Here is a 23506-nt window from a genome sequence, read left to right on the forward strand (position 1 = left end):
CCCATTGGCCCACCCACCGACAGGGCCGCCCGGTGCACGAGGGGCGCGGCGAACTCGACGGCCACGGCGACGTCCGCGAGCTGGTGCTTGACCGCCTGGAACGACCCGATGGCCGCCCCGAACTGCGTCCTGGCCCGCGCGTACGCGACGGTGACCGCGAGCAGCTCCCTGGCGACCCCGATGAGCTGCGCCGCCGTGGCGACGGTGGCCCCGAGCATCGCCGGCTCGACGGCCCCGCCAAGCTCCTCGGACACGTCGAAGCCCACCTCGTACAGCGGCCGGCACGGATCGACGCCGGGGCGGGCCGCGAGGCGTACTGACTCCTTGCGGACCAGGTGCCAGCCGCCCGCCCGCGCCACCACCAGCAGGTCGGCGAGGTCGGCGTCCGGCGCGTACGCCTGCCCCGGCGGCAGCACGCTCACGCACACCGCGCCGGAGGCCAGCTCGGGCAGGCCCGCCGGCAGGTACGCCGCCACCACGGCGGTCTCGACGACCGGCCCCGGCAGGCACGCCCGTCCGGTCTCCTCCAGCGCCGGCAGGACGTCGGCCAGCGACAACCCCAGGCCGCCGGACTCGGCGGGCAGCAGCAACCCGAAGAAGCCCAGGCCGGCGAGCTGCTTCCAGGCGGGCCGCCGCCCGGTGCGCAGTGCGGCCGGTGGGCAGTGCGCCCGCAGCACGTCGCGTACGGTCGCCCCCAGGGCGAGCTGGTCGCCGGTGAAGCCGAAGTTCACGGCCGCACCCCCGCCCTGGGCAGGCCGAGGACGCGTTCGGCGATGATGGTGCGCTGGATCTCGTTCGTGCCCGCGTAGATCGGGCCCGCCTGCGCGAAGAGGAACCCGTCCAGCCAGGCCGTGTCCCCCGCCCGGTCTCCGAGCAGTTCCATGGCGAGGGCGTGCATGCGCAGGTCCAGCTCGGACCAGAACACCTTGCCCATGCTGGCCTCGGGCCCGAGCTCCTCGCCGGTCATGAGCCGCCGCGCGGTGGCGTACGTGTGCAGCCGGTACGCCTCCGCGTCGGCCCAGCATCTGGCGGCCCGGTCGGCGAGGGCCGGGCCGGCGTCGCGGGCGAGCGCGACGAGCCGGTCAGCGGTGGCGAGGAAACGTCCCGGGCTGCGCAGGGTCAGGCCGCGTTCGGAGGAGGTGGTGGCCATCGCGATCCGCCATCCGTCGCCCGGCTCGCCGATCACCATCGACTCCGGCACGAACACCCCGTCGAAGTGCAGCTCCGCGAACCCAGGCAGCCCGTCGAGCTGCCCGACCGGCCGGACGGCGACGTCGTCCATGGGGAACATGACGTACGTGAGGCCGTGGTGGCGCGTGCCGGAGGTGCGGAAGAGGCCGAATCCGTGGGTGGCGTGGGCGGCGCGCGAGCTCCACGTCTTGTGGCCGTACAGGCGGTGGCCGCCGGGGGCGGGCTCGGCCCTGGAGGCCAGCGCGGCCAGGTCGCTGCCCGCCTCGGGCTCCGACCAGGCCTGCGCCCACACGTCGTCGCCCCGGGCCATCCGCGGCAGCCAGCGATCGCGCTGTTCGGGCGTGCCGAATCTCATGAGCGACGGCGCCAGCAGGAAGATGCCGTTCTGCGTCACCCGGGCGGGGGCTCCGGCGGCCCAGTACTCCTCCTCGAAGATCAGCCACTCGATGAGGGAGGCGCCGCGCCCGCCGTAGTGCTCGGGCCAGGAGACGACGGACAGCCGCGCGCCGGCCAGCAGCGCCTCCCAGGCGCGGTGCGCCGCGAAGCCCTCCGCGGTGTCCATGGACGGGAGCGGTTCCGGCACGTGCGCGCGCAGCCAGTCACGAACCTCGGCTCGGAAGTCCCGCTCGGCCGGGGAAAAGTCGAGATCCACCTAACCAACCTAGCGCACGCTTGGTATGTGCGCCACCGGGCGCCACTTGGTCAGCGGCGCAACGCCCGCTTGAGCGCCGCCACCCGCGCCGCCGCGGCCCTCCGGCTGAGCGTGGCGCCGGGCACCATCACGTCGAACCCGTGGAACGCCCCGGGATACAGGTGGAACTCCGTCGACACCCCCGCCTGTGCCAGCCGCTGCGCGTAGTCGACGCACTCATCCCTGAACACCTCCAGCTCCCCCACATCCACGAACGCGGGCGGCAGCCCGGCGAGATCGGCCGCCCTGGCCGGGGCCGCGTACGGGGAGACGTCGCCGGTGCCGACCGCGCTAGCCCCGCCCACCGCCAGCCGGCCGGGGTCGATGCCGAGCTCGGCCGCGCTCTTGGCGGTCCATGCCAGCCCGGCGTAGCAGTCCTCGACCGGCGCGGGGTGCGGGTGCTCCGGCGCGAGCCGGTAGTCGACGGAGACCGCGACGACGCCGAGCTGCTCGACGAAGCCGACCATCGACGCGTCATCCATCTCGGGCTTACCGATGATCATGCCGCCGCCGTGGATTCGACCTCCGGCAGGGCCGCCTGTTCGAGGCCGGTACGCATTTCGGGGTCGAGATTGGGGTGGAACGCCATGAGCTTCCCCTTCCGCCGCCCGGTGCGGGTTCTGCCATGATCAGATCCCGCGCCGTGTCGCGCAAGCGGTATGCCGCCGCCGCTCCGCCACGCGCGAACATCACCGCCGCGACCCTCCGACCACGTGGATATCCGCGAACGCCCCGGGCATGCTGTCCGGCATGTGCCATTCCACCGACAGCAGACCGCCCGCCCCGCCCGTCCAGGGAGAGGTGACCTCGCATGAGCAGATCGAGCTGACCGCCACCGACGGCAACCGTTTCCTCGCCTACCGGGCCGAGCCCGCCGCGCCGAACGGTCGCTGCGTGGTGCTCCTGCCCGACGTGCGGGGCCTGCACCCCTTCTACCGCGACCTCGCCGTGCGCTTCGCCGAGGCGGGATTCTTCACGATCGCGATCGACTACTTCGGCCGTACGGCGGGCCGCGGCGACCGCGGCGACGACTTCGATTTCATGACGCACGTCAACCAGCTCACCAGCGAGGGGGTCAGAGCCGACGCGAGGGCGGCGACCGAGGCGCTGGCGGGCAGAGGGCCGGTGTTCACGGTGGGCTTCTGCATGGGCGGCGGCCAGTCGTGGCGGCTGGCCGCCGAAGGCAACGGCCTGGCCGGCGGCATCGGATTCTACGGCGCGCTGCGCTTCATCGACCTGCCGCGGTCAGGTCCCGGGGCGCCGCTCCTCCTGCTCAGGGGCGGGGCCGACACGGTCTCGACGCCGGAGGAGTTCGAGGCGTACGAGGCCGCCCTCGACCAGGTGGGCACGGAGCACGAGACGCACATTTACGACGGCGCACCGCACTCGTTCTTCGACCGCTCGTACGGCGAGTGGGCCGAGGCGTGCCAGGACGCCTGGAGGCGCATCCTGTCCTTCACCGAGCGCCACGCTCAGCCCAGATAGGCGGCCCTGACGACCGGGTCCCGCCTGATATCGGCGGGCGTCCCGACGGCAATCACCTTGCCGAGGTCCAGCACGATGATCCGGTCGCAGACGTCCATGACGAACCCCATGTCGTGCTCGACCAGCAGCACGGTCGTGTCCAGCGCCCTGACGACCTCGCCCAGGCGGGCCGTCTGGCCGCCGTCCAGCCCGGAGGTGGGCTCGTCGAGCAGCAGCAGCTCAGGCCGGTCGGCCAGCGCCCTGGCCAGCTCGACGAGCCGGCGCCGGCCGACGGGGAGCGCGGCGGCGTACGCGTCGCGCAGCGGGGTGAGCCCGCACAACTCCAGCACCTCGGTGACGCGTTCGCGGCGCTCGCGCTCGCGCCTGCCGCGGCCCGGCCACCCGGCCAGGTCGGCGGCGATCCCGCCGCCTCCGCCGTGCCAGTCGAGCGCGGCCAGCACGTTGTCGGCCACGGTGAGCCACCCGAAGACCTGGGTGCGCTGGAACGTGCGGCGCAACCCGGCCCTGGCCCGCCTGACCGGTGACACGCCGGTCAGGTCCCGGCCGGCCAGCCTGACACGCCCCTCGCTCGGCCTGCGCAGCCCGGACACCACGTCGAACAGCGTCGTCTTTCCCGCCCCGTTCGGCCCGATCACGCCGCACACAAGGCCCGCGCCGACCTCGAAGGACACCTGGTCCAGCGCCCTGACCCCGCCGAACGCCACGGACACCCCCTCGACGGCCAGCATCAGCTCACCCCTAGGTAGGCGGCGGTCAGCCGCTCGCTGTCGACCTCGGACCTCGGCCCCGCCCACGTGACGCGGCCCAGCCGCATGAACACGACCCGGTCGGCGATCGCCAGCGCCTCCGTGGCCTTCTCCTCCACCAGCAGCAGCGCCACCCCGCGTTCGCGCAGCTCGGCGAACACGTCGAACACCTGCCGCACCAGCCCGGGTGCGAGGCCGAGTGACGGCTCGTCGGCGACCAGCACCCGCGGGGGCCGGAGCAGCGCGCCCGCGAGCGTGAGCAGCTGCTGCTCGCCACCGGACAGCGCCCCGGCGAGCAGGTCACGGCGTGCGATCAGGTGGGGCATCCGCTCGTAGACGGGGCCGGGGTCGGGCAGCCAGGTGCGCAGGTTCTCGTCCACGGTGAGCCCGGGGAAGACGCCCCGGCCCTCGGGCACGAGCAGGATGCCGGCCCGTGCCCGGCGGTGGGCGGGCCATGCGGTGATGTCCTCGCCGTCCAGCAGGATCCGGCCGGCGGTGACGGGCAGGTCGCCGGCGGCGACGGCGCAGGTGGTGGACTTGCCGGCGCCGTTGGCGCCGAGGAGCGCGACCACCTCGCCGGGGTTGACGTCCAGGTCGATGCCGCGCAGCACGGTGCAGTCCTGGTAGCCGGCGACCACGCCCTCCAGCGCGAGGTACGTCCGCTCCGAGGCCGCCGGGACGGCCGGGCGGGCCGGCTCGAGCTCCGCGCGCCGGCTTCGGTGACGGTGTCGGTGACGGATCCCGGCGAGCTGGCTGAGCACCCCGTCGGGATGCTTGGCCAGGATCATCCCGCCGGCGCCGAAAAGCACGGCCCCGACGTGCGCCGACACGTCCCAGGTGGCCAGCAGCTCGGGCACGGCGACGGCGACGAGCCCGCCGAGCACCGCGCCGCCGATCCTGCGCACGCCCTGGAGCACGACCACGGCCAGCCAGACGAACCCGGCGAACGCGGGCAGGTCGGTGGCGGTGATCGAGCCCTTCGAGATCGCGTACAACACTCCGCCGAGTCCGGCGATCGCCGACGCCAGCACGAAGAGCATGATCTTGGTACGGGGTTCCGACAACCCCGACGTCGCCGCCGCCGCGGGAGCGGAGCGCACGGCCAGGATCGCCCGCCCGGACGCCGACCGCTCCAGGTTCCGCACGAGCAGCGCCACCGCGCCGATCAGCAGGAGCAGCACGACGACCCGCACCCGCGGATCCGAGGTGTCGGCGAAGCCGAACCCGAGCGCCGGCAGCGACCACCCGATCGTGCCGTTGCTGAACGCGTCCACCTGGAACAACACCTGGTCGGCCAGCAGCGCCATGGCGAGCGTGGCGAGCGTCAGCACCCGCCCGCCGAGCCGCAGCGCGGGCAGCGCCACGAGCATCCCGACGGCGGCCGCCGCGAGCACGCCCAGCAGGATCGCCACGGCGAACGGCAGCCCGGACGAGAACGCCCACCCGCAGGTCAACGCCGCCATCGAGGCGAAGGCGGCCTGGGCCAGGTTGACCATGCCACCGATTCCGGTCACCACCACGAACGAGCAGAAGATCAACGCCAGCACGAGCCCCTGCGCGGCCACCCCCACGTAGTAGGCGGGCCCCGTGAACGTGAACGCCACCAGCGCGGCCAGGCCCAGAACCCACGGCAGCCGGCGCCGCCACGGCGGCAGCCCGGCCAGGTGGTCGGGCGGCGGCGCGTCCTCGGCCTCGCTGCCCGCCACTCGCTCGCGCGACCTGTTGAGCAGCACGAGCCCGGCGAACAGCAGGATCACCGGCACGGCCGTGCGCAACCCGGTGACCTCTTCGAGGAAGTCGGTGTAGCCGGCGACGAGGTTCTGGACCACGCCGAGCGCCAGCCCGGCCGCGAACGTCCAGGGGATCGACCGCAGCCGCCCGAACACCGCGGCCGTGGCCGAGGCGAACAGCAGCACCGTGTACGCGGTCGCGTCCAGCCCGAGCACGGACACGGCCAGCACCCCGGCGAGCCCGGCCAGGCCGGAGCCGAGCATCCAGGCCAGCGCCGACGTGGCGCCGGCGTCGATGCCTCTGAGCGTGGCCAGGCGGCGGCGGTCGACGGAGGCGCGCATCCTCAGCCCGTACGGCGTGTGCCGCATGAACGCCCACAACCCGGCCGCGGTCACCACCGAGAAGCCGAACGTGATGACCTGGTCGGTGTCCAGGTGGACGCCGGCCACGTCGAACGCCCCCGCCGGATGCGGCCCGACGCCGCGCGGCAGCGCCGTCGCGTCGGCCGGCGGCAGCCCGGCCAGGTCCACCACCAGCAGGCCCAGCGCGGGCAGCGCGATGGTGAGCCCGATCGTGGCGACGATCTGCGCGGTCTCCCCCGCCTGCGCCAGCCCCTCGAACATGGCCTTGTGCAGCACGTAGCCGAGCGCGGGAGCGAACACCACGACCGACACCAGCGCCGACACCCACGCGGGCAGCCCGGCGGCCAGGTTGAGCTCGTAGAACAGCAGGGCCGACAGGAACCCGATGGCGCCGTGGGCGAAGTTGAACACCCCGGTCGCCGCGTACGACAGCGTCAGGCCCGATCCCATGATCGCGAAAATGGCCCCGGTGACCAGGCCGCTGAGGACGTAGCCGGTGATCATGTGAGCGGCACGTTGTCGAAGCACTTCATGTTCCTGGCCACCTGGAAGGCGCCGTCCTCCAGCTTGACCAGGGCACCGCAGCCGTTCGGCTCGTCGTGGTCCTTGGGGAACTGGATCTTCCCGAAGCCGCGATTCTCGTAGGCGTACGAGCCGTTGGCCGTGGCCAGGAACCTCTCCCTCGTCAGGTCCTTGCCGGTCGTGGCCAGCAGGTCGAGGAAGATGTCGGCGGACCAGTAGCCGATCGCCAGGTGCTGGGTGAGCGCGGCGCCCGGCACGACCCGCTCGACGTCCCGCTTGAGCCGGGCGATCTCGGGGGCGCTCGACTCGAACGGCTCGAACATCGGCGCCGCGACCACGCCCTCCAGCGCCTGCGCGCTGGCCGGGTCGCCGAGGATGGCGGCGTCGTAGCTGGTCGCGTCGGTCAGCACGCCCTTGTATCCGGCCCGCTTGAGCGCCGCATAGAGGCCGACGTTGAACTTGGTGCCCGCGATCACGGAGACCACGACGTCGGGAGGCTCGCCGCCGTCCGACGTCATGATCTTGTCGACGTACGGGAGCCAGTCGGGTGGCGGCGCGGCGGCCGGGAGCCCGGAGTTCACGCCGACCAGTTCGAACCCGGCGGCGGTGAACGACTGGGAGATCGTGGTGCCTCCGTACTTGCTGCCGCTGGAGTCGGAGGTCTGCACGTAGACGCTCTTGCCCTCGGAGCCGCCGAGCAGGTCGGCCATCTGCCGGCCCCACCACGTCTGCGAGCCGGCGCCCTGCTTGGGCGCCAGGCAACCGTTGTAGCCGAAGCCGGTCTTCGTGCCGCACCACTGCGGGCCCGTCGCCCAGCCGAACCACGGCACGCCCTCCCGCTCCAGGAAGGCGGCGCCGCCGAAGTTGGGGGCGTGCACCGGGACCAGGGCGAACACCTGCTCCTTCTGCACGAGCTTCTTGGCCGCCGCATCGCCCTTGGCGGCGTCCTGCCCGTCGTCCTCCGCGCCGAGGAACTCGATCGTACGCCCGTGCACGCCGCCCTCCGCGTTGGCCCGCTCGAACCTGGCCCTGGCCCCGATCTCGGCGTCCTTGGTCGAGTAGCCGCTGGCGCTGGTCTTGGTCAGCACGCCGCCGATCCTGACGCTGGTGGCGGTCACGCCCTGGTCGGCCCCGGCGCTGTGGGTGCCCGGCCGCTGCTGCTGGGCGGCGCATCCGGTGATCGCCAGCGCCACGGCCGTGGTGAGTGCCATCGTGCCCCGCCGTACCATGATGGCCTCCTAGCGATTTGGCCTAGCGCTCGCTTGGTTTTGCGCCGAGCGTAAATTCGCCTGGAAGGGGTGTCAACGGGCTCCCGAGCAACCGCTTGCTCCCAATCTCGGCACCGGGTTACCGTGTGGCGCATGCTGATGCGCGCGGCCGTCCTGACCAGGTTCCACGCCCCCATGGAGATCCGCGAGGTCGAGATCGCCGGCCCCGGCCCCGGCGAGGCGCGCGTACGGATCATGGCGTCCGGCGTGTGCGGCTCCGACCTCAAGGCCATCGACGGCAAGAGCCCCGTGGCGAGCCGGCCGCCGTTCATCCTCGGACACGAAAGCGCCGGAGTGGTGGAGAGCGTCGGCACGGGCGTGACCACCGTCAAGCCGGGCGACCACGTCATCATCGCCATGAACGGCCCCTGCGGCCGGTGCCGCCCGTGCGGCGCGGGCCTGTTCCACCTGTGCTCGGGCCCCGCCAGGCTCCCCACCATCATGGGCGGCCCGCCGCGCGTCACCCTCGACGGGCAGGAGACCCGCCGCTTCATCGGCATCGGCGCGTTCGCCGAGTACACCGTCGTCTCCGAGTCCATGTGCGTACGGATCGCCGCGGACGCCCCCTTCGCCGCCATGTGCCTGCTGGCCTGCGGCGTCGTCACCGGCGTCGGCGCCGTGACGAACGTCGCCAAGGTGCCCCCCGGCGCCACCGTCCTCGTCGTGGGCTGCGGCGGCGTCGGACTCAACGTCATCCAGGGGGCGGTGCTCGCGGGCGCGACCACGATCGTCGCCGCCGACGTGGCCGAACCGAAGCTCAAACTGGCCGAACGCTTCGGCGCCACCCACACCCTCCTCCCCGCGGACCTGCCCCGGCAGGTGGGGGAGCTGGTGAAAGGCGGCGTCGACTACGCTTTCGACGCGACCGGCGCGCCCGGCGTACTGTCACGGGCCTTCGCCGCGACCCGGTCCGGCGGGACGGCGGTCATGGTCGGCAGCCCGCCCCAAGGCCACCCCGCGGAGATCGACACCGGCCTGCTGTTCGCCTCCCGCCGCCTCATGGGCACCCAGGGCGGCGACGCCGCACCACACCGCGACCTGCCCATGCTGGCAGCGCAGTACCTCAGGGGCCGCCTCGACCTCGACGGCCTCATCACGGAACGCCTGCCCCTCGACGAGATCAACCAAGCCGTGGACCACGTCCGCCAGGGCACCGTCGCCCGCACGGTCATCACCTTCTGAACCCACGGTCCTCGCTGACGCTCGTACGTCCCTGTCAGGGCTCGCGACTCCGCCACGACCCCGACGTGTAAGTCTGGCCGTCTATCGCCCCCGGATCCCGGCCATCCATCCAGGGTCACTGTCGCTCGGGCGTGGAAGTCAGTTGTGTACGGTCGTGATGTGCAGGATGTCAGGGCCGGCTGAAGTCCAGGCGATCAATGGTTCGTCGGACGGGCTGAGCGCAAGAGCCAGGCGACCTGGCTCGGGCTTGGAGCGGAAATGACCGACGGGTAGGCCATCGATGTCGGTTTTCGTGATCGGCCGGGTATGGCAATCGCTCTCACGGCAGCTGGTGAGAAGCAGGTCGGTACGTTCAGCGGAATACCACGCCAGGAAGACTCGCCCGCTGCGGCCCACGGCCGTGGCGGGGGCGCTCGTGAATAGCGAAGAGATCCAGAGCTGTGCAGAGATCGCTCGCCACAACGGTTCCACCTGCGCAGCCAGTGCCACGATTGCCACCGGGCCGCCCAGCCAGACCACCCACAACACGGCCAAGGCGGGAAGACGTCGCAGGCAGTAACCCAGCGCTCTCGTCGGCGAGACCGGGCGCTCCCCTAGCACACTGGCGGATACGACAATAGCGGCGGAAACCACCCAAACCACCCCGGCGACACCCGCCGAGACTGACAGCGCCACAGCTGATCGCCACGCGGCTCCCGGCCTGCCGGTAAAGCCGAACTCACCATTCACCACAGCGAGCTGATCGCCGGCCGTCAGGGCGAGGGACACGGCCACCATCACCGCCAACGGCGCGAAAACCGTTAAACCCGGCACAACCAGCCGCCCGTATCCCATCCAGGCCAGCCGCCATCTCGGCATCGACACGATCAACGCCCCCCATACACCCGTAATCAAGGCATCGGCACCTTGGCTGACAACTTCGCGCCGAAGGGCGTCCGTCACCGATGGCCAGTCCGACGGCGCGTTCAACCCAGAGTGTCTGGGCCGGCTGACCGACGGCTTCGCCACCCACCCCGATGAGCACCGCTCTGCCCGGCAAAGGGGTGCGTACTTCCACGGCCGGGACCGGGACATGCCCAGGCACTCCTGCTCCAGTCCCGCGTCCGGTGTTGTTGAACACCGCCGGTGATGGCCTCAGCTGCGCAGGCCCTCACGCGCTCGGCGACCACGCATCCGGCGTCCTCGTGTCAGCTTGTTCATGCGGACTAGCGTGCAGATGACCGCTTCTAATTTCGCTTTCGCCTTGGTGTAGTGAGGGCTGCGTGCGCCGGTCCTCAAGGCAGCCTGGGGCCGGCCGCTTTTCTAGACTTCCCCCTAAGATCAGAGGAGGCGGAATGTCCTACCCCGAGCCCCGCTACTTCGGCGAGTCCGGTGAGCACAGCGGCACCTTCGAGCTGACCGGCCGGGAGCCGGACCTGTCCATGGGCGTGGGAGGCACGCAGGTGCACTACCTCGCGACGGGCGGCTCCACGAACGGCGCGTACGGCCTCTACCGGTGGGAGATGGGCCCGCGCCCGGGCGGCCCCGACCCGCACTTCCACCGGACCATGACCGAGTCGTTCTACGTGCTGTCGGGCACGATCCGCCTCTACAACGGCGAGAGGTGGGCCGACGGCAAGCCGGGCGACTTCCTGTTCCTGCCCGAGGGCGGTGTGCACGCTTTCAAGAACGCGTCGGGCCAACCCGCCTCGATGCTGATCTTGTTCACGCCAGGCGCCCCTCGCGAGGCGTACTTCGAGGAGCTCGCCGAGATCGCCACCACCGGCCGGCAACTGAGCCCGGAGGAGTGGACGGAGCTGTACCTGCGTCACGACCAGTACATGGTCTGACGCAGCCGCGGCAGGGCTCTGACCGGCTCGGCGTCACTGAGGGCTGCCGATGTGAGGCGAACCAGTAGAACGATGCGCGATCGATCTCTTACTGTGTGTTACCGACACCACGGGGAGGAGAGACGGTGCACATCAAGAACGTCACCATGGCCGGGGCGCTCACGGGGTTGGTCATGACGGGGGTCCAGACCCAGTCTGCCGAGGCGGGAGACGTCCACGACTTCGGCGCCCTGGGCGTGGTCATCTGGAGCGAGCCCAGGGCCGGCTCGGGCCGCGCCGGCGTCGGCTACGCCGGGCAGGGGTTCGAGTCCGACCGGTCGGAGGAGCACGGCCTCTACCGCTGCGACTTCTTCGAGAGCACCCTGTGGCACCACGGCCGCAACGTGGCGACCGGCGTCGTCGGCTGGGTTCCCGCCTGCAACCTGACCGACTCCGGCTGACCAGCCGTCCTCAGACGCCCGCCTTGACGGGCTCGGGACGGGGCAGAGCCGGGGTCTCGTCCTCCTCGTGGCCCTCGACCGACAGGTTCGGCAGGATGCGGTCGAGCCAGCGCGGGCACCACCAGTTGAGCCGCCCCAGCAGCACCATGGTGGCGGGCACGAGGAAGCCCCTGATGATCGTGGCGTCCACCGCGATGGCCACCGCCAGCCCGACTCCGAACGTCTTGACCAGCGGATCCGGGTACGCGATGAACGCCACGAACACCGCCACCATGATGAGGGCGGCCGACGTGATGACGCGGCCCGTCGACCCGAGCCCCTGCGCCACCGACCGCGCGTTGCCCCGGTGCCGCTGGTACGCCTGCCGCACCGCCGTCAGCAGGAACACCTCGTAGTCCATCGACAACCCGAACAGCACCGCGAACAACATCAACGGCACGTAGCTCTCGATCGGCACCGAGAAGAAGATGGCCTGCACGTACGACGAACCGGCCGGCGGGTCCATGCCCACCAGCCCGCTGCCCACCCCGATGGAGAACACCAGCGCCAGCGCGCCGAACGCGGCCCCGAGCGAGACCAGGTTCATCACCGCCGCCTTGATCGCGACGATGGGCGCGCGGAAGGCCAGCAGCAGGAGCAGGGCGCTCAGCAGCACGACCACGCCGATGACCAGCGGGGTGCGCTCGGCCATGCGGTCTCCCGCGTCGGTGAGCCCCGCGACCTCCCCGCCGACGTGCACCTGCACGCCCGGCAGCGCGATGTCCCTGATGTCCCTGACCACCTCGGCGGCGCGGGCGTCGCTCGGGGCGTAGTCGGTGACGACCTGGAGCAGGACCGACCGGCCCGAGGTGTTCACCTTGGGCTCGCTCACGTGGGCGGCGCCCTCGACGTCGTCGACCGCGCGGGTGACGTGGTCGACGATCGGGTCGCCCGAGTCGGCGACCTTCGAGGGCAGCTCGGCGACCACGATCAGCGGCCCGTTGGCGCCGGGCCCGAAACCGGTGGCCATCAGCTCGTACGCCCGCCGCGACTCCGAGCCCTGGGTGCCGTATCCCTCGTCGAGGGGCCCGAGCTTCAGCGCCAGCGCGGGCGCGGCCAGCGCCCCCAGCACGAGCACGCTGGCGAACAACACCCGCCACGGGCGGCGGGCGACCCACGAGCCGAGCCCGGCCCATCCGTCGCCGGACGCGTCGGCGCCTTTGAGGAACGGCACCTTCAGCGCGTTGACGCGGTGGCCGAGCAGCCCGAGCAGGGCCGGGACGAGCGTGACGGAGGTCAGCACGGCGGCGACGACGGAGATGCCGGTGACCCAGCCGAGCGTGGCCAGCAGCGGGAAGCCGGCCAGCATCAGCGCGCTCAACGCGATGATCACCGTGCCGCCGGCGAACACGACGGCTCCGCCCGAGCTCGACACGGTGCGGCGTACGGACTCCACGACCGGCACCCCGCGGGCCAGCAGCCGGCGATGGCGGGACAGCAGGAAGAGCGCGTAGTCGATGCCCACGCCGAGCCCGATCATCGTGGCCATGATGCCGGCCTGCTTGGGCATGTCGACCACCCAGCCGAGCAGCCCGATCACGCCAAGCCCCGAGGCCACGCTGACCAGCGCGGTGAAGATCGGGATCAGCGCGGCCACCAGCGTCCCGAACGCGAACACCAGCACGAGCAGCGCGCAGAGAACGCCGATGATCTCGCTGGGCCCGGTCTTGATCTCCTTGTCGGCGGGCGTGGAGCTGTCCGCGGGCACCACCTCGAGCCCGGCGGCCCGCGCCGGGTCCGCGGCCTTGGACAGGCTCTGAGTGAGTTGGGCGATCTTGTTGCCGTCGTGGCCCTCCATGCGGATGCCGATGAGCCCGATCTGCAGGTTGGAGGCGATGCCGCCCACGCGGTACGGCGAGTCCACCTGCACGACGTGCGGCATGGTGCGCAGCCGGTCGACGGCCTGCTCCACGGCGCGCTTGCGCGCGTCCTCGGTGAGGGGGCCGTCGGCGGAGTAGACGACGAACTGCACCGTGCCGCCCGCGGCGTAGCCGGGCCCGAAACCGGTCTTCATCAGGTCGTGCGCGCGCTGCGCGTCGGTGCCGGGAATGCTCGCGTCGTTGCTGGTGGGAGCGGCGAACACGAGGCTGCCGCCCATCAGCGCGGCCGCCGCTACCAGCCAGAGGACCAGGACGATCCGCCCGTGGCGCGCGCACCAGCCGCCCAGCCGTCCAAGCAACCGCGTCATCGCAAAAGCCCCCACTCGACGAGCGTCCAGTACGGTCGTACAGGACATACGATAAAGCGGGAAATATTGGGAAGGCTGTCTTCCGCAGGGAATGAGACGATGACCACAGCCGACGACACCCGCACCCGGATCCTGGCCGCCGCCCGCGAGTTGTTCGCCGAACGCGGCTACGCGGCCACGTCGCTGGCCGACATCGCCGCCGCCGTGGGGCTGACCAAGACCGCCGTCGCCTACCACTTCCACCCCAAGGACCGCCTGGCGGCCGAACTCCTCTCGCCGGCGGCCGACGACATGCTGGCGCTGCTCGACGCCGGGCACGCGAGCCGGGACGAGTTCGTCGAGGCCCTGGTCGGGTTCGCGGTGCGCTACCGCTCGGTGATCCGCCTGTTCATGGAGGACCTGGCCGGCGACGACTCGGTCTCGCCCGTCTCGCCCGGCTCGGAGCGCGCGGTGATCAGGACGTACAGGGACCAGATCTTCACCAAGCTCGTCGGCGAGGACCCCGGCCCGGAGACCAGGCTCAGGGGCTGGGCCCTGCTCGGCGCGCTGCAGTGGGGCACGGTCAAGACCATGGACCTGCCGGAGGAGCAGGTCAGGGCGGCCATGCTGGAGTCGGCCCGGGCGATGTGGCAGGACCGTCCGCCCCGGTGAACAGGCGGTGGCGGGTCAGGTCGACCGCCTGAGCCGGTCCAGGCCACGCACGGCGTCGCCGAAGAGGATGCCCAGGACGGCCTCACCGCGCTGGTCGTCCGCGCCTGCGGCGATGATCGTCTGCACCGCCGGATAGCCGCGCAGGCCGACCTCGGTCGGCCGTCCCGCGGAGATGATCGTATAGACCTCGCGGACCGGGTAGGTGTGGACGGCCCTGACCTGCCTGACGAGCTCGCCGGTGGCCGCGCCCGCCAGGAGATCGCCGATCACGCCCTCGTTGCGCACCGCCAGCTCGATCCAGCCGAGGTAGGTCTCGTCGTTCGGCCATCGGTGCGCCACACCGGGCGACCTCATGACCGAGCGCTCGTATGGGGGAAGCGGCTCGACGCGCAAACGCATGACGCCCGGACGCCCGCTCCATGGACGGGCGATGTGCTCGGTCAAATAGCGATGGAACGCCTCAGGCGACGCGGCTCTCGCACGCGGAACGAAGCAGAGCACGAAGGTCGGCACGGGGGGAGTGCCCTGCGCAGCGGGATCGTTGATGCGGTCGACAAGAGTGCGGCCGCTGCCGGGAGACGACAGCTGGGCGCCGATGCGGCCGATGAAGTGGTGGGCGTCGTGGGGAATGGTCTCCCTCGCGACCGGATTGCCGCCGAACGCGGCCAGGTCGGCCTCGGACAGGAAGAGCCCGTGCGGCATGCCCTGTGGCTGAGCCGCAACCGGCGCGTCGAACGCGATGCCCTGGACCGCCGGCCAGAGATCGGGACGGTTGGCTGCGAGGCGCAGCTGCCGATACTGCCACAGGCCAGGAACGCGGGCGAACATGATCCCGTGCACGTCACGCCAGTAGGCCTCGCATACTTCCTGCGGGATATCGCTGCGCCACCAGCAGAAGGCCGTCAAGGCCACTTCGGCGGCGTTTTCGAGGGCGGCCGTGTCCACCCCGTCGAGCGGTTGTCCCTTCGCCATCGCCGCCTCGTCCGCCGACCTCAACCAGACCTGAATCCCCTTACCCGTAACGAGATCCGGCACACCCGTGCGGAAGCTAGAGGCCGAGGATCTCGCGCTCAACGTGGGAGAGTGCGAGGCGTACCGCGCCCAGCGCCACCCCTTCGTCACCGAACGTGGACGCCACCACCTCCGGCACGCTCACGCACAGCTCGGCCAGGTGCCGCCTGACCGGCTCGAGCAGCACGTCGCCGACCCGCGCGTGGCCACCGCCCAGCACCAGCAGGTCGGGGTCGATGGCCAGCGCGAGCGCCGAGGCGCCGACGGCGAGGGTCTCGGCGTAACGGTCGACCCGGCGCCGGGCGTCGCGGTCGCCGCGCAGCGCCGCCTCGAACACCTCGGCCGCCGAGGTGTCCTTGACCAGCTCGCGGGCGGCGTCCTCCCAGCCGACCTGGCGCAGCGTGCCGATCTCGCCCGCGGCCCCGCCGCGCCCCGGGTGCAGCCGGCCGCCGATCAGGATGCCCGCGCCCGCCCGGCGGCCCATCATGACGTACACGACGTCGGAGGCGTGCTGGGCGCTGCCGCGCCAGTGCTCGGCGAGCGCGGCGAGGTTGGCGTCGTTGGCCGCCAGCGCGGTGCAGCCGAACCAGCGCCCGGCCAGGCCCGCCAGGTCGACGCCCGTCCAGCCGGGCAACGTGATCGACAACGACACGCGCCCGGTGCGGTCGACGATGCCCGAGGTGCCGGCCGCCACGGCCCACACGCGGGTGCGCGCCACGCCCGCGCCGTCCACGCAGGCCAGGGAGGTGCGGCGGGCGGCGTCCAGGCGTTCGTGGGCGGCGGCGTCGCTGTCGACATCGGCCCGCTCCCAGGCGATCACCTCGCCGCCGAGGTCGGCCAGCGCGGTCACGATGGTGTCGCCGCCGACCTCCACGCCCACCACGTAGCCGGCGTCCGCGCGGAACCCGAACCGCCGCGCGGGCCGCCCCATCGCGCCTTCGTCGGGCGGCACCTCCCTGACGTAGCCGCGCTCGCCCAGTTCGTCGAGGACCGTTTCGACCGTCTGCCTGGACAACCCGGTGATGCGGCCGAGCTGCGTCAGCGTGGCCACACCCTCGCGGCGTAGGGCCCTGAGCGTGGCCTGGGTGTTCACCTTGCGCAGCAGCGACGCGTCACCCGGCCGGAGCTCGGTCACTTATGAGACCTCTCTCCATAACTCCCCTATTGACGTCTACCAGCCCGGATCTTAGCATCAGCCGACATACATGATTTGGTTACATAAGTAGGGAGCTTGATGATCACGCTCGCCATCGTCGGCGCGGGCTCGCGGGGCACCTCCTACGCCGGCCACGCCATCGAGACCGGCCGGGCGCGCGTGGTCGCGGTGGCCGACCCGCTCGCCCGCCGCCGAGACAGGTTCCCCGACGCGGTCCCGTACGCCGGCTGGCGCGAGCTGGCCGCGCTGCCCCGCCAGGCGGACGCGGTCGTCATCACCACCCAGGACCGCGAGCACGTCGAGCCGGCCGTGCGCTTCGCCGAGCTGGGCTACGACATCCTGCTGGAGAAGCCCATGGCGGTCTCGGAGGACGACTGCCACACGATCGTGCGAGCCGCCGAGCGCTCCGGCGCGGTGTTCGCCGTCTGCCATGTGCTGCGCTACACGCCGTACACCAGGGCGCTGAAAGGGCTTCTCGACGGGAGCCGGATCGGCGAGATCGTCAACATCCAGCACCTGGAGCCGGTCGGCTGGTGGCACCAGGCGCACTCGTACGTGCGGGGCAACTGGCGGCGGGCCGACGAGTCCACGTTCATGCTGCTCGCCAAGTCGTGCCACGACCTCGACTGGCTGGTGCACCTGACGGGCCGGCAGGTCACCCGCGTCTCGTCGTTCGGCGGCCTCAAGCACTTCCGCCCGGAGAACCGGCCGGAGGACGCCGCGGACCGGTGCCTCGACTGCCGCGCCGAACCCGGCTGCCCCTACTCGGCCAGGCGCATCTACCTGCCGCTGGCGGGCACGGACGAGTGGCCGCTGTCCGTGCTCACCGACGACGTCTCCGAACAGGGTGTGCTGGAGGCGCTCAGGACCGGCCCGTACGGCAGGTGCGTGTACGCCTGCGACAACGACGTGGTCGACCACCAGGTCGTGAACCTGGAGTTCGAGGGCGGCGCGACCGCGTCGTTCACGATGACGGGGTTCACCCCTGCGCTCCACCGGCAGACGCGCATCTTCGGCACCCGCGGCTCCATCGACGGCGACGGCGACCGCCTGACCGTGACCGACTTCGTCACCGGCCGCTCCGAGACGGTCGACACCCGGCCCACCGGCGACGCGACCGCGAGGGGCGGCCACGGCGGCGGGGACCAGGCGCTGGTCGAGGCGTTCCTGACCGCGGTGGCCACGAGAGACCGCGCCCCGATCCTCTCATCGCCCGGCGAGAGCCTGCACAGCCACCTCATCGCCTGGGCGGCCGAGCGGTCGCGGCTGCGGGGCGAGACCGTGTCCCTGGAAGGAACCCCCCGATGAAGGCAACCCACATCGCCGCCGCGCTGGCGCTCGGCGCGGGACTGGCCGGCTGCGGCTCGACGACCCCCGCGAACGAGCCGGCCGCGCAGGAAGGCGGCGGGCGCGGGCCGATCACGTTCCTCGGCGGCAAGTTCGAGGCCGAGTCGGTGCAGAAGATCGTCGACGCCTGGAACGCCGCGCACCCCGACGAGAAGGCGACTGTCGTGCTGCTCCCGGAGAGCGCCGACGAGCAGCGCCGCAAGCTCATCCAGAGCGCGCAGACCAAGTCGGACACCGGCGACGTCATCCTCATGGACGCGGTGTGGACCAGCGAGTTCGCCGCGAACCGGTGGGTGGACGAGCTGAAGCTGGACACGACCGGCTTCCTCCCCACCACCATTGAAACGGCGAAATATCGCGACAAGCTCTATGCGATGCCGCTGTTCACCGGCACCGGCCTGCTCTACTACCGCACCGACCTGGTCAAGGAGCCGCCCAAGACCTGGGACGAGATGAAGAAGATCTGCGCGGACGACCTGCCCGGGCAGAGGGCATGAGCTGCTACGCCGGCCAGTTCGGCAAGTACGAGGGCCTGACCGTGAACTTCTCCGAGGCCGTCTCCTCCGCCGGCGGCCGGCTGCTCGACGCCTCCGGCAAACCCCAGGTCACCAGCGAGGCGGCGAAGCAGGCCGCGCGGTTCCTCGCCGACGGGTTCGGCAGCGGCATGATCCCGAAGGAGGCGATCACGTACAAGGAGGAAGAGAAACGGGTCGCCTTCCAGGAGGGCAAGCTTCTCTCCTACCGCAACTGGGCCTACGGCTACGAGGCCGCGGCGGGAAAGGACGCCTACGCGTTCCTCCAGTCCGTGTTGTCGTCGGGGCACCCTGACTCCGCGGGGATGGAAGAACTCCGGACGCTGGTCGCCGAGCCACTGCGCGCGAGACGCGGTCACCCGCTCCGCCTGCTCCCCACCACGCCCCCGGGCGCGCGGGGACGCCGCAAGGGCGGCGGCAGGAAGCGCGCACACTGAGCTGCGTGAAGCGGCTGTGGCAGGACCTGCCCGAGCGCCGGGCGCGTCGACGCGCGACTACCGGCGAGCGGCCACCTGCCGCCGCTCCGTATGCTGGGCACCCTCCTGTCGCTGCCTGCGGCGCCTGCCCAGGAACCAGCCCAGCCCCAGAACGGCGAGCCCGAGCGGCGTCCGTGCCAGCCACTTCGCGGCGAAGAACATGAACAACTTTTTCATGCGCTGCACCTGCCCCGGGAGCGGCTCGGCACGCATACGTCCGTGCGAGGAGCCGGAGCGGTCATTCGCCGGGGATCTGGCCGCTCGGGGTCGGCGAAGGCTGCTCATCGCCAGGGCCTGACTGGCCGGCCACGCCGACGACGATCACGACCGTGGCTCCCGGCTCGGCGCAGTTGCCCGCCGGGATGCTCTGGCGCAGGATCGTGCCCACCCGCGACTCGTCCTCCACCGCCTGCCCGCGCTGCCGCACCCTGAAGCCCGCGGCCTGCAGCGCCGCCCGCCCGTCCGCCTTGGCCCGGCCGACGACGGGCGGCACGGCCGTGCCGCGGCGGGACAGGGTGAGGTTCACCGGGGTGCCACCGGCGACGCGGCTGCCCGCTTCGGGGTCGCTGCCGAGCACCCGGCCGCCCGGCTGGTCGGAGCAGGCGTGGCTGGTCGTCCCAACCGCGAGGCCCGCGCCGGTCAGGGCGTCCTCGGCGGCCTGGCGCGGCTTGCCCGCGACCGCTGGCACCGCCACCCCCTTCGACACCTGGAGCGCGACCTTGCTGCCCTTGGCCGCCTTCGCACCGGAGGCGGGCTCGCTGCTGAGCACTCGGCCGATCTTCTCCGGCGAGTCGGCCTCGGTGACCGGGCCCAGCACCAGCCCGGCCTTCTTGAGGGCCTTGGTCGCCGCGCCCCTGCTCATCCCGACCAGCGAAGGCACCGGCACGGTGACGGGGCGGGTCACCGGGGGCGGCTTCGAGGTGGGCTCGCGCTGCTCCTGCGCCTTCTTCCTGGTCCTGATCGGCGTGGACTCGCCGATCGGCGACTGGGTGAACACGGGCGGGTACGTGTCCGGCAGCCGCTGCCCCGCCTGCGCACCCCGCTGGTCGTCGAAGGTGGGGATGAGCACCGTGAGCAGCACGGCGGCGGTCACCGTGAGCGCCGCGCAGACCGCGATGGCGGCCCTCGGCCAGCCCCGCCTCGGGGCCTGCGGCATCGGCGTGCCGGCGCCGGGCAGCGACGCCTCGGGCTGCCGCCCCACCCGCGATGCACCGCCTTCCCCTGCGCCACCGCCCGAGGCGGAATCCCCCGAAGGGGGACCGGAGCCCACTGGTGGTGGCTCCTGTGACTCGGGCAGCACGTAACCGCCGGACGCCCCCGTCGCCTCCGGCTCGGCCATCGGGGGCCGCGGCTCGGGGATCAGCGGCGGCACGGCCCGCAGGATGTGGGCGGGTGGCGAGCTCAGCACACCGTCCGGCACGTCGTCCGCGTCGCCCAGCAGCGCGAGCAGCAGTTCCCTGCTGGCAGGCCGGTTGCGGGCGTCCTTGTCCAGGCATGCCTCAACCAGCGTGCGCAACCGGCCGTCCAGCAGGCCGAGCTCGGGCGGCGCGGTCAGGATGCGGTGCAGCACCGGCGCGACGGAGTCCTGCCCGAACGGCGCGGTCGCGTTGGCCGCGAAACACATCGTCGCGCCCCACGAGAACACGTCCGCCGCCCCGGTGACCGCCGACGCGGTGATCTGCTCGGGCGCCATGTACGCGGGCGTCCCCACACCCCGGCCGCTCACCGTGGCCGCCGCGTCCAGCGCCTTGGCCAGGCCGAAGTCGATCACGCGCGGCCCGTCGGGGCCGAGCAACACGTTCTGGGGTTTGAAGTCGCGGTGCACGATCCCGGCCCGGTGGATCGCCGCGAGCGCGGTCGCGGTGCCGACGGCGAGCCGTTCCAGCGCGCCGCCGCGCCGCGGCCCGGTGAGCGCGACCTCCCGCTGCAGCGAGGGCCCGTCGACATATTCGCTCACGATGTACGGCCGGCCCTCGTCGAATCCCGCGTCGATCACCTGCGCCGTGCAGAACCGCGCCACGTGCTTGGCCAGCTCGACTTCCCGCAGGAACGCCCCCCGCTCGTCGCCGACCGGCCCGTGCAGCAGCTTGACCGCGTATCTTTCCCCGCCCCTCGTGCCGAGGAACACCGCACCCTGACCACCCTCGCCCAGGCGCCCGGAAAGCGTGTACTCCCCGAGCCGCTGCGGGTCCCCCGTCCTGAGCGGCTGTGCCGTTGGCACGGGCACCCTCCCCTCGCCGCCTGCTACCTACTGAAGGCAACGGGCCGCCCGCAGTCAACCGTGCGCAGGCCAATCGCTGCCTGACCGTGATACAGCAGGTCAGGAGGTACGGGCGACCTTGCCCGAATACGTAACCTCGTCCTCACCGTGGCGGGTGACCTTGATGGCCATCTGGTTAGTGTCGGTCGTCGGGAGCATCCGCAGCGTGCCTGAGTAACACTCCTCGCCCTCGACCTGATCGAGGGTGAACACGAGACGGCTGCCGGTCTGCCCGATCCGTCCGGAACAGTGCAGATCCGCTCCCCATCGCATGGCGCCGCCGCCATCGGAGTGCACACGCAGTTCGATGGGGAAGACGCGCTCCGCGGTGAAGTGCTCGGCCGAGCCCGTCCACGTGCCTTCGAGGCCGGGGCCCTGGGCGCCGCGCAACCAGAACACGAACCCGGCCACCCCCATGGCGAGCCCGGCCACCGCCACGACGACCTGCCAGAGCCGCACCCGCCTGCTGTCGGGCCGCGCTCCAGGGTGTCGCACCCCTCCGCCGGACGTCGCCGATCCGGCGGCGTGCTGGTGCCCGGCCTCACCGCGGCCGGCGGAGGTGACGGCCGTCTCGTGGACGCGTACAACGGGGAAGCTCGTCGTCGGGTCAGGGTCGGTGATCACGATCTCGCGCTGCTCGGCGGCGCCGACGGCGGCCATGGCGCCGGACGTCAGCACGTCCTGTCCGCCGGCCGTCTGCTGCCCCAGGAGCCGCAGCAGCACCTCCTCGGCGCTCGGCCGGTCCCCGGGCTCAGGGACCAGGCACGCCTGCACGATCTCACGCAGCGGCCCGCGCAGCGGTCCCAGGTCCGGCTTGCCGTACAGGACCCTGGCCAGCACCTCCCGGTGCGTCTCCGCCGTGAACGCGTGCCGGCCGCTGGCGGTGTACGCGACGGTCAGCCCCCACGCCCACAGGTCGGCGGGCGGCCCCGCCGGCTCTCCATGGATGCGCTCGGGCGCCATGTAGGCCGGGGTGCCCATGGGGATGTGGCCGGTGGTCGCCGCGGTGTTCACGAGCCTGGACACGCCGAAGTCGATCACGCGCGGCCCGTCGATCCCGAGCAGCACGTTGCCCGGCTTGAAGTCGCGGTGCACGACGCCGGCGCGGTGGATGGCGCCGAGGGCGGTGGCGGTGCCGATGGCCAGGCGGTCGAGGGAGCCGCCCTCGCGGGGCCCCTCCGCGATCACGTGCTCGCGCAGCGAGGGTCCTTCGACGTACTCGCTGACCAGGTAGGGCCGGTCGCCTTCGAGATCGGCCTCGATCAGCTGGGCCGTGCAGAAAGCCGCCACCCGGCGCACGGCCTCGACCTCGCCGAGGAACCTGCGCCGCACGTCGGGGTCGCCCGACAGGCTGGCGCCCAGGAGCTTGATCGCGACTTTGGCGCCATGCGGGGATTCGCCGAGGTACACGACGCCCTGGCCGCCCTGGCCGAGCCTGCGTGCCAGCCGGTACGGCCCAAGTCGCCGTGGATCATCGGCACGAAGCTCGGACATATACCGCCATTATGCCCGCCATCAGCGAAGGGCCACGTACTGATCAAGAAAGCGCAGCACCTCGTCCGCGGACCCGCTCGGCAGCGCGGCCACGGCTTCCTCGATGCCGAGACCGGCGAAGTAGTCGAGCTTCTCCTTCGTCGGCCGCGTCCCGAACGGTATCACTTTGGCCATCGGCCGCCCGGCCTTTTCGCACGCTTCGCGCAGCACGGGCAGCGCCGCCTTGATCCCGTGGCCGCCGATCGGCATCCAGCCGTCGGCGTACTCGGCGACGTGCGCGAACAGTTTCGGCCCCGCGGCGCCGCCCACGTACACGGGCGGGACCCGCATCGGCTTGGGCCAGGACCAGGACGGCTCGAACCCGTCGAACGAGGCCACCTCGTCGCGCCACAGGGCCCGCATCGCCAGCACGTTGCGCCTGGCGACCTCGCGGCGGCGGCCGTACGGGACTCCGTGGTTCTCGATCTCCTCGACGTTCCAGCCGAACCCGACGCCGACCACCACGCGCCCGCCGGAGAGGTGGTCGAGGGTGGCGATGGCCTTGGCGGTCACGATGGGGTCTCGTTGGGCGGCGAGCAGGATGCCGGTGCCGAGGCGCAGCCGCTCGGTCGCGGCGGCGGCGAAGGAGAGGGCGACGAGGGGGTCGAGGGTGCGCTTGTACTCCTCGGGCAGGTCCTGCTGCCCGCCCGCGGGAGGGGTGCGGCGCGAGACCGGGATGTGGGTGTGCTCGGGCAGGTAGAGCGAGGAGCAGCCGCGTTCCTCCGCCGCCCTGGCCAGGTCCTGGACCGGCATGGCCAGGTCCGTCGCGAACATCGTGACCCCGAGCCTCATGGGACCTCCCGTCGTGAACCAAGCGATTGCTCGGTTAAGATTTCCAGAGTACCTTGCAGAAGACCATCCGCGG

General features: G+C 72.0%; 22 protein-coding genes. 8 read left to right on the forward strand and 14 right to left on the reverse strand.

Going from position 1 to position 23506, the window contains the following annotated elements:
• From E1294_RS29185 to E1294_RS29195, 3 genes are all read right to left on the reverse strand, one after another.
• A partial coding sequence (locus E1294_RS29185) for an acyl-CoA dehydrogenase family protein (protein ID WP_165977532.1) occupies positions 1-731 on the reverse strand: 731 nt, incomplete at its 3' end.
• Positions 728-1843 (reverse strand): acyl-CoA dehydrogenase family protein, encoded by a 1116-nt coding sequence (locus E1294_RS29190; protein ID WP_132513638.1) that lies wholly within the window; start codon positions 1841-1843, stop codon positions 728-730. The genes E1294_RS29185 and E1294_RS29190, both read right to left, overlap by 4 nt.
• 50 nt (positions 1844-1893) lie before the next feature.
• The gene (locus E1294_RS29195; RefSeq protein ID WP_132513640.1) at positions 1894-2385 is read right to left on the reverse strand and encodes an alpha/beta hydrolase; all 492 of its coding nucleotides are present in this window, start codon (positions 2383-2385) and stop codon (positions 1894-1896) included.
• A gap of 247 nt (positions 2386-2632) precedes the next feature.
• Here E1294_RS29195 and E1294_RS29200 point away from each other — a divergent pair, with 247 nt between their 5' ends.
• Entirely contained in the window at positions 2633-3367 is a 735-nt protein-coding gene (locus E1294_RS29200; protein ID WP_132513642.1) for a dienelactone hydrolase family protein, read from the forward strand.
• Here E1294_RS29200 and E1294_RS29205 read toward each other — a convergent pair.
• From E1294_RS29205 to E1294_RS29215, 3 genes are read right to left on the reverse strand one after another with little or no spacing between them, the layout of a single operon-like run.
• A complete protein-coding gene (locus tag E1294_RS29205) occupies positions 3355-4095 on the reverse strand; it encodes an ABC transporter ATP-binding protein (RefSeq protein WP_132513644.1) in 741 nt (246 codons plus the stop codon). The two genes, E1294_RS29200 and E1294_RS29205, sit on opposite strands and share 13 nt — an antisense overlap.
• Complete coding sequence (locus E1294_RS29210; protein WP_246083348.1) at positions 4095-6734, reverse strand: ABC transporter permease subunit; 2640 nt, start codon at positions 6732-6734, stop codon at positions 4095-4097. Before E1294_RS29210 ends, E1294_RS29205 begins: the two co-directional genes overlap by 1 nt.
• A complete protein-coding gene (locus tag E1294_RS29215) occupies positions 6707-7957 on the reverse strand; it encodes an ABC transporter substrate-binding protein (RefSeq protein WP_132513646.1) in 1251 nt (416 codons plus the stop codon). The genes E1294_RS29210 and E1294_RS29215 overlap by 28 nt, the downstream gene beginning before the upstream one ends.
• 132 nt (positions 7958-8089) lie before the next feature.
• On the opposite strand from E1294_RS29215, the gene E1294_RS29220 reads away from it, so the two are divergent.
• Positions 8090-9178 (forward strand): alcohol dehydrogenase catalytic domain-containing protein, encoded by a 1089-nt coding sequence (locus E1294_RS29220; protein ID WP_132513648.1) that lies wholly within the window; start codon positions 8090-8092, stop codon positions 9176-9178.
• 138 nt (positions 9179-9316) lie between these two features.
• Here the strand turns inward: E1294_RS29220 and E1294_RS29225 are convergent, their stop codons facing one another.
• Positions 9317-10120, reverse strand: coding sequence for a hypothetical protein (locus E1294_RS29225; protein WP_132513650.1), 804 nt, complete (start codon positions 10118-10120; stop codon positions 9317-9319).
• Positions 10121-10512: 392 nt separating this feature from the next.
• Between E1294_RS29225 and E1294_RS29230 the strand changes: the two genes are divergently transcribed.
• Together E1294_RS29230 and E1294_RS29235 are read left to right on the forward strand one after the other, a co-directional pair.
• Positions 10513-11007 carry a cupin domain-containing protein gene (locus E1294_RS29230; RefSeq protein WP_132513652.1) on the forward strand — a complete coding sequence of 165 codons (495 nt, stop codon included), beginning with the start codon at positions 10513-10515 and terminating at the stop codon, positions 11005-11007.
• 125 nt (positions 11008-11132) lie between these two features.
• On the forward strand, positions 11133-11447 hold the full coding sequence (locus tag E1294_RS29235) for a hypothetical protein (RefSeq protein ID WP_132513654.1): 315 nt from the start codon (positions 11133-11135) through the stop codon (positions 11445-11447).
• 10 nt (positions 11448-11457) lie between these two features.
• Here the strand turns inward: E1294_RS29235 and E1294_RS29240 are convergent, their stop codons facing one another.
• Positions 11458-13674 (reverse strand): MMPL family transporter, encoded by a 2217-nt coding sequence (locus E1294_RS29240; protein ID WP_132513656.1) that lies wholly within the window; start codon positions 13672-13674, stop codon positions 11458-11460.
• Positions 13675-13773: 99 nt separating this feature from the next.
• Here E1294_RS29240 and E1294_RS29245 point away from each other — a divergent pair, with 99 nt between their 5' ends.
• The gene (locus E1294_RS29245; RefSeq protein WP_132513658.1) at positions 13774-14325 is read left to right on the forward strand and encodes a TetR/AcrR family transcriptional regulator; all 552 of its coding nucleotides are present in this window, start codon (positions 13774-13776) and stop codon (positions 14323-14325) included.
• A 15-nt stretch (positions 14326-14340) separates the two neighbouring features.
• Here E1294_RS29245 and E1294_RS53040 read toward each other — a convergent pair whose 3' ends face one another.
• Positions 14341-15297: an ethyl tert-butyl ether degradation protein EthD gene (locus E1294_RS53040; RefSeq protein ID WP_165977533.1), complete on the reverse strand. Its 957-nt coding sequence runs from the start codon at positions 15295-15297 to the stop codon at positions 14341-14343.
• A 76-nt stretch (positions 15298-15373) separates the two neighbouring features.
• A complete protein-coding gene (locus E1294_RS29255; RefSeq protein ID WP_132513662.1) occupies positions 15374-16471 on the reverse strand; it encodes an ROK family transcriptional regulator in 1098 nt (365 codons plus the stop codon).
• 99 nt (positions 16472-16570) lie between these two features.
• Between E1294_RS29255 and E1294_RS29260 the strand changes: the two genes are divergently transcribed.
• The 3 genes from E1294_RS29260 to E1294_RS29270 are packed head-to-tail and all read left to right on the forward strand — an operon-like array spanning position 16571 to position 18809.
• A complete protein-coding gene (locus tag E1294_RS29260) occupies positions 16571-17800 on the forward strand; it encodes a Gfo/Idh/MocA family protein (protein WP_132513664.1) in 1230 nt (409 codons plus the stop codon).
• Positions 17797-18336, forward strand: coding sequence for an extracellular solute-binding protein (locus tag E1294_RS29265; RefSeq protein WP_132513666.1), 540 nt, complete (start codon positions 17797-17799; stop codon positions 18334-18336). The genes E1294_RS29260 and E1294_RS29265 overlap by 4 nt, the downstream gene beginning before the upstream one ends.
• Positions 18333-18809: a type 2 periplasmic-binding domain-containing protein gene (locus tag E1294_RS29270; protein WP_132513668.1), complete on the forward strand. Its 477-nt coding sequence runs from the start codon at positions 18333-18335 to the stop codon at positions 18807-18809. The genes E1294_RS29265 and E1294_RS29270 overlap by 4 nt, the downstream gene beginning before the upstream one ends.
• Positions 18810-18866: 57 nt before the next feature.
• Here the strand turns inward: E1294_RS29270 and E1294_RS53045 are convergent, their stop codons facing one another.
• The 4 genes from E1294_RS53045 to E1294_RS29285 form a co-directional block, all read right to left on the reverse strand.
• A complete protein-coding gene (locus E1294_RS53045; protein ID WP_165977534.1) occupies positions 18867-19025 on the reverse strand; it encodes a DUF6203 family protein in 159 nt (52 codons plus the stop codon).
• 61 nt (positions 19026-19086) lie between these two features.
• Positions 19087-21069, reverse strand: a complete 1983-nt coding sequence (locus tag E1294_RS29275) for a protein kinase domain-containing protein (protein WP_132513670.1) — start codon at positions 21067-21069, stop codon at positions 19087-19089.
• Positions 21070-21168: 99 nt separating this feature from the next.
• Positions 21169-22602 carry a serine/threonine-protein kinase gene (locus E1294_RS29280; protein WP_132513672.1) on the reverse strand — a complete coding sequence of 478 codons (1434 nt, stop codon included), beginning with the start codon at positions 22600-22602 and terminating at the stop codon, positions 21169-21171.
• 21 nt (positions 22603-22623) lie between these two features.
• The gene (locus E1294_RS29285; RefSeq protein ID WP_132513674.1) at positions 22624-23433 is read right to left on the reverse strand and encodes a TIGR03619 family F420-dependent LLM class oxidoreductase; all 810 of its coding nucleotides are present in this window, start codon (positions 23431-23433) and stop codon (positions 22624-22626) included.
• Positions 23434-23506 lie beyond the last annotated feature (73 nt).

Origin of the sequence: Nonomuraea diastatica, assembly GCF_004349015.1 — a bacterium.
GTDB classification, from domain to species: Bacteria; Actinomycetota; Actinomycetes; order Streptosporangiales; family Streptosporangiaceae; genus Nonomuraea; species Nonomuraea diastatica.

Bases quoted from the DNA above. Each gene is read 5' to 3' on its own strand.
- E1294_RS29270 (WP_132513668.1), top strand. From the start codon at position 18,333: ATGAGCTGCTACGCCGGCCAGTTCGGCAAGTACGAGGGCCTGACCGTG.
- E1294_RS29285 (WP_132513674.1), bottom strand. From the start codon at position 23,433: ATGAGGCTCGGGGTCACGATGTTCGCGACGGACCTGGCCATGCCGGTC.
- E1294_RS29280 (WP_132513672.1), bottom strand. From the start codon at position 22,602: ATGTCCGAGCTTCGTGCCGATGATCCACGGCGACTTGGGCCGTACCGG.
- E1294_RS29230 (WP_132513652.1), top strand. From the start codon at position 10,513: ATGTCCTACCCCGAGCCCCGCTACTTCGGCGAGTCCGGTGAGCACAGC.
- E1294_RS29265 (WP_132513666.1), top strand. From the start codon at position 17,797: ATGAAGGCAACCCACATCGCCGCCGCGCTGGCGCTCGGCGCGGGACTG.
- E1294_RS29245 (WP_132513658.1), top strand. From the start codon at position 13,774: ATGACCACAGCCGACGACACCCGCACCCGGATCCTGGCCGCCGCCCGC.
- E1294_RS53045 (WP_165977534.1), bottom strand. From the start codon at position 19,025: ATGAAAAAGTTGTTCATGTTCTTCGCCGCGAAGTGGCTGGCACGGACG.
- E1294_RS29240 (WP_132513656.1), bottom strand. From the start codon at position 13,674: ATGACGCGGTTGCTTGGACGGCTGGGCGGCTGGTGCGCGCGCCACGGG.
- E1294_RS29215 (WP_132513646.1), bottom strand. From the start codon at position 7,957: ATGGTACGGCGGGGCACGATGGCACTCACCACGGCCGTGGCGCTGGCG.
- E1294_RS29205 (WP_132513644.1), bottom strand. From the start codon at position 4,095: ATGCTGGCCGTCGAGGGGGTGTCCGTGGCGTTCGGCGGGGTCAGGGCG.
- E1294_RS29200 (WP_132513642.1), top strand. From the start codon at position 2,633: ATGTGCCATTCCACCGACAGCAGACCGCCCGCCCCGCCCGTCCAGGGA.
- E1294_RS29260 (WP_132513664.1), top strand. From the start codon at position 16,571: ATGATCACGCTCGCCATCGTCGGCGCGGGCTCGCGGGGCACCTCCTAC.
- E1294_RS29195 (WP_132513640.1), bottom strand. From the start codon at position 2,385: ATGATCATCGGTAAGCCCGAGATGGATGACGCGTCGATGGTCGGCTTC.
- E1294_RS53040 (WP_165977533.1), bottom strand. From the start codon at position 15,297: ATGGCGAAGGGACAACCGCTCGACGGGGTGGACACGGCCGCCCTCGAA.
- E1294_RS29220 (WP_132513648.1), top strand. From the start codon at position 8,090: ATGCTGATGCGCGCGGCCGTCCTGACCAGGTTCCACGCCCCCATGGAG.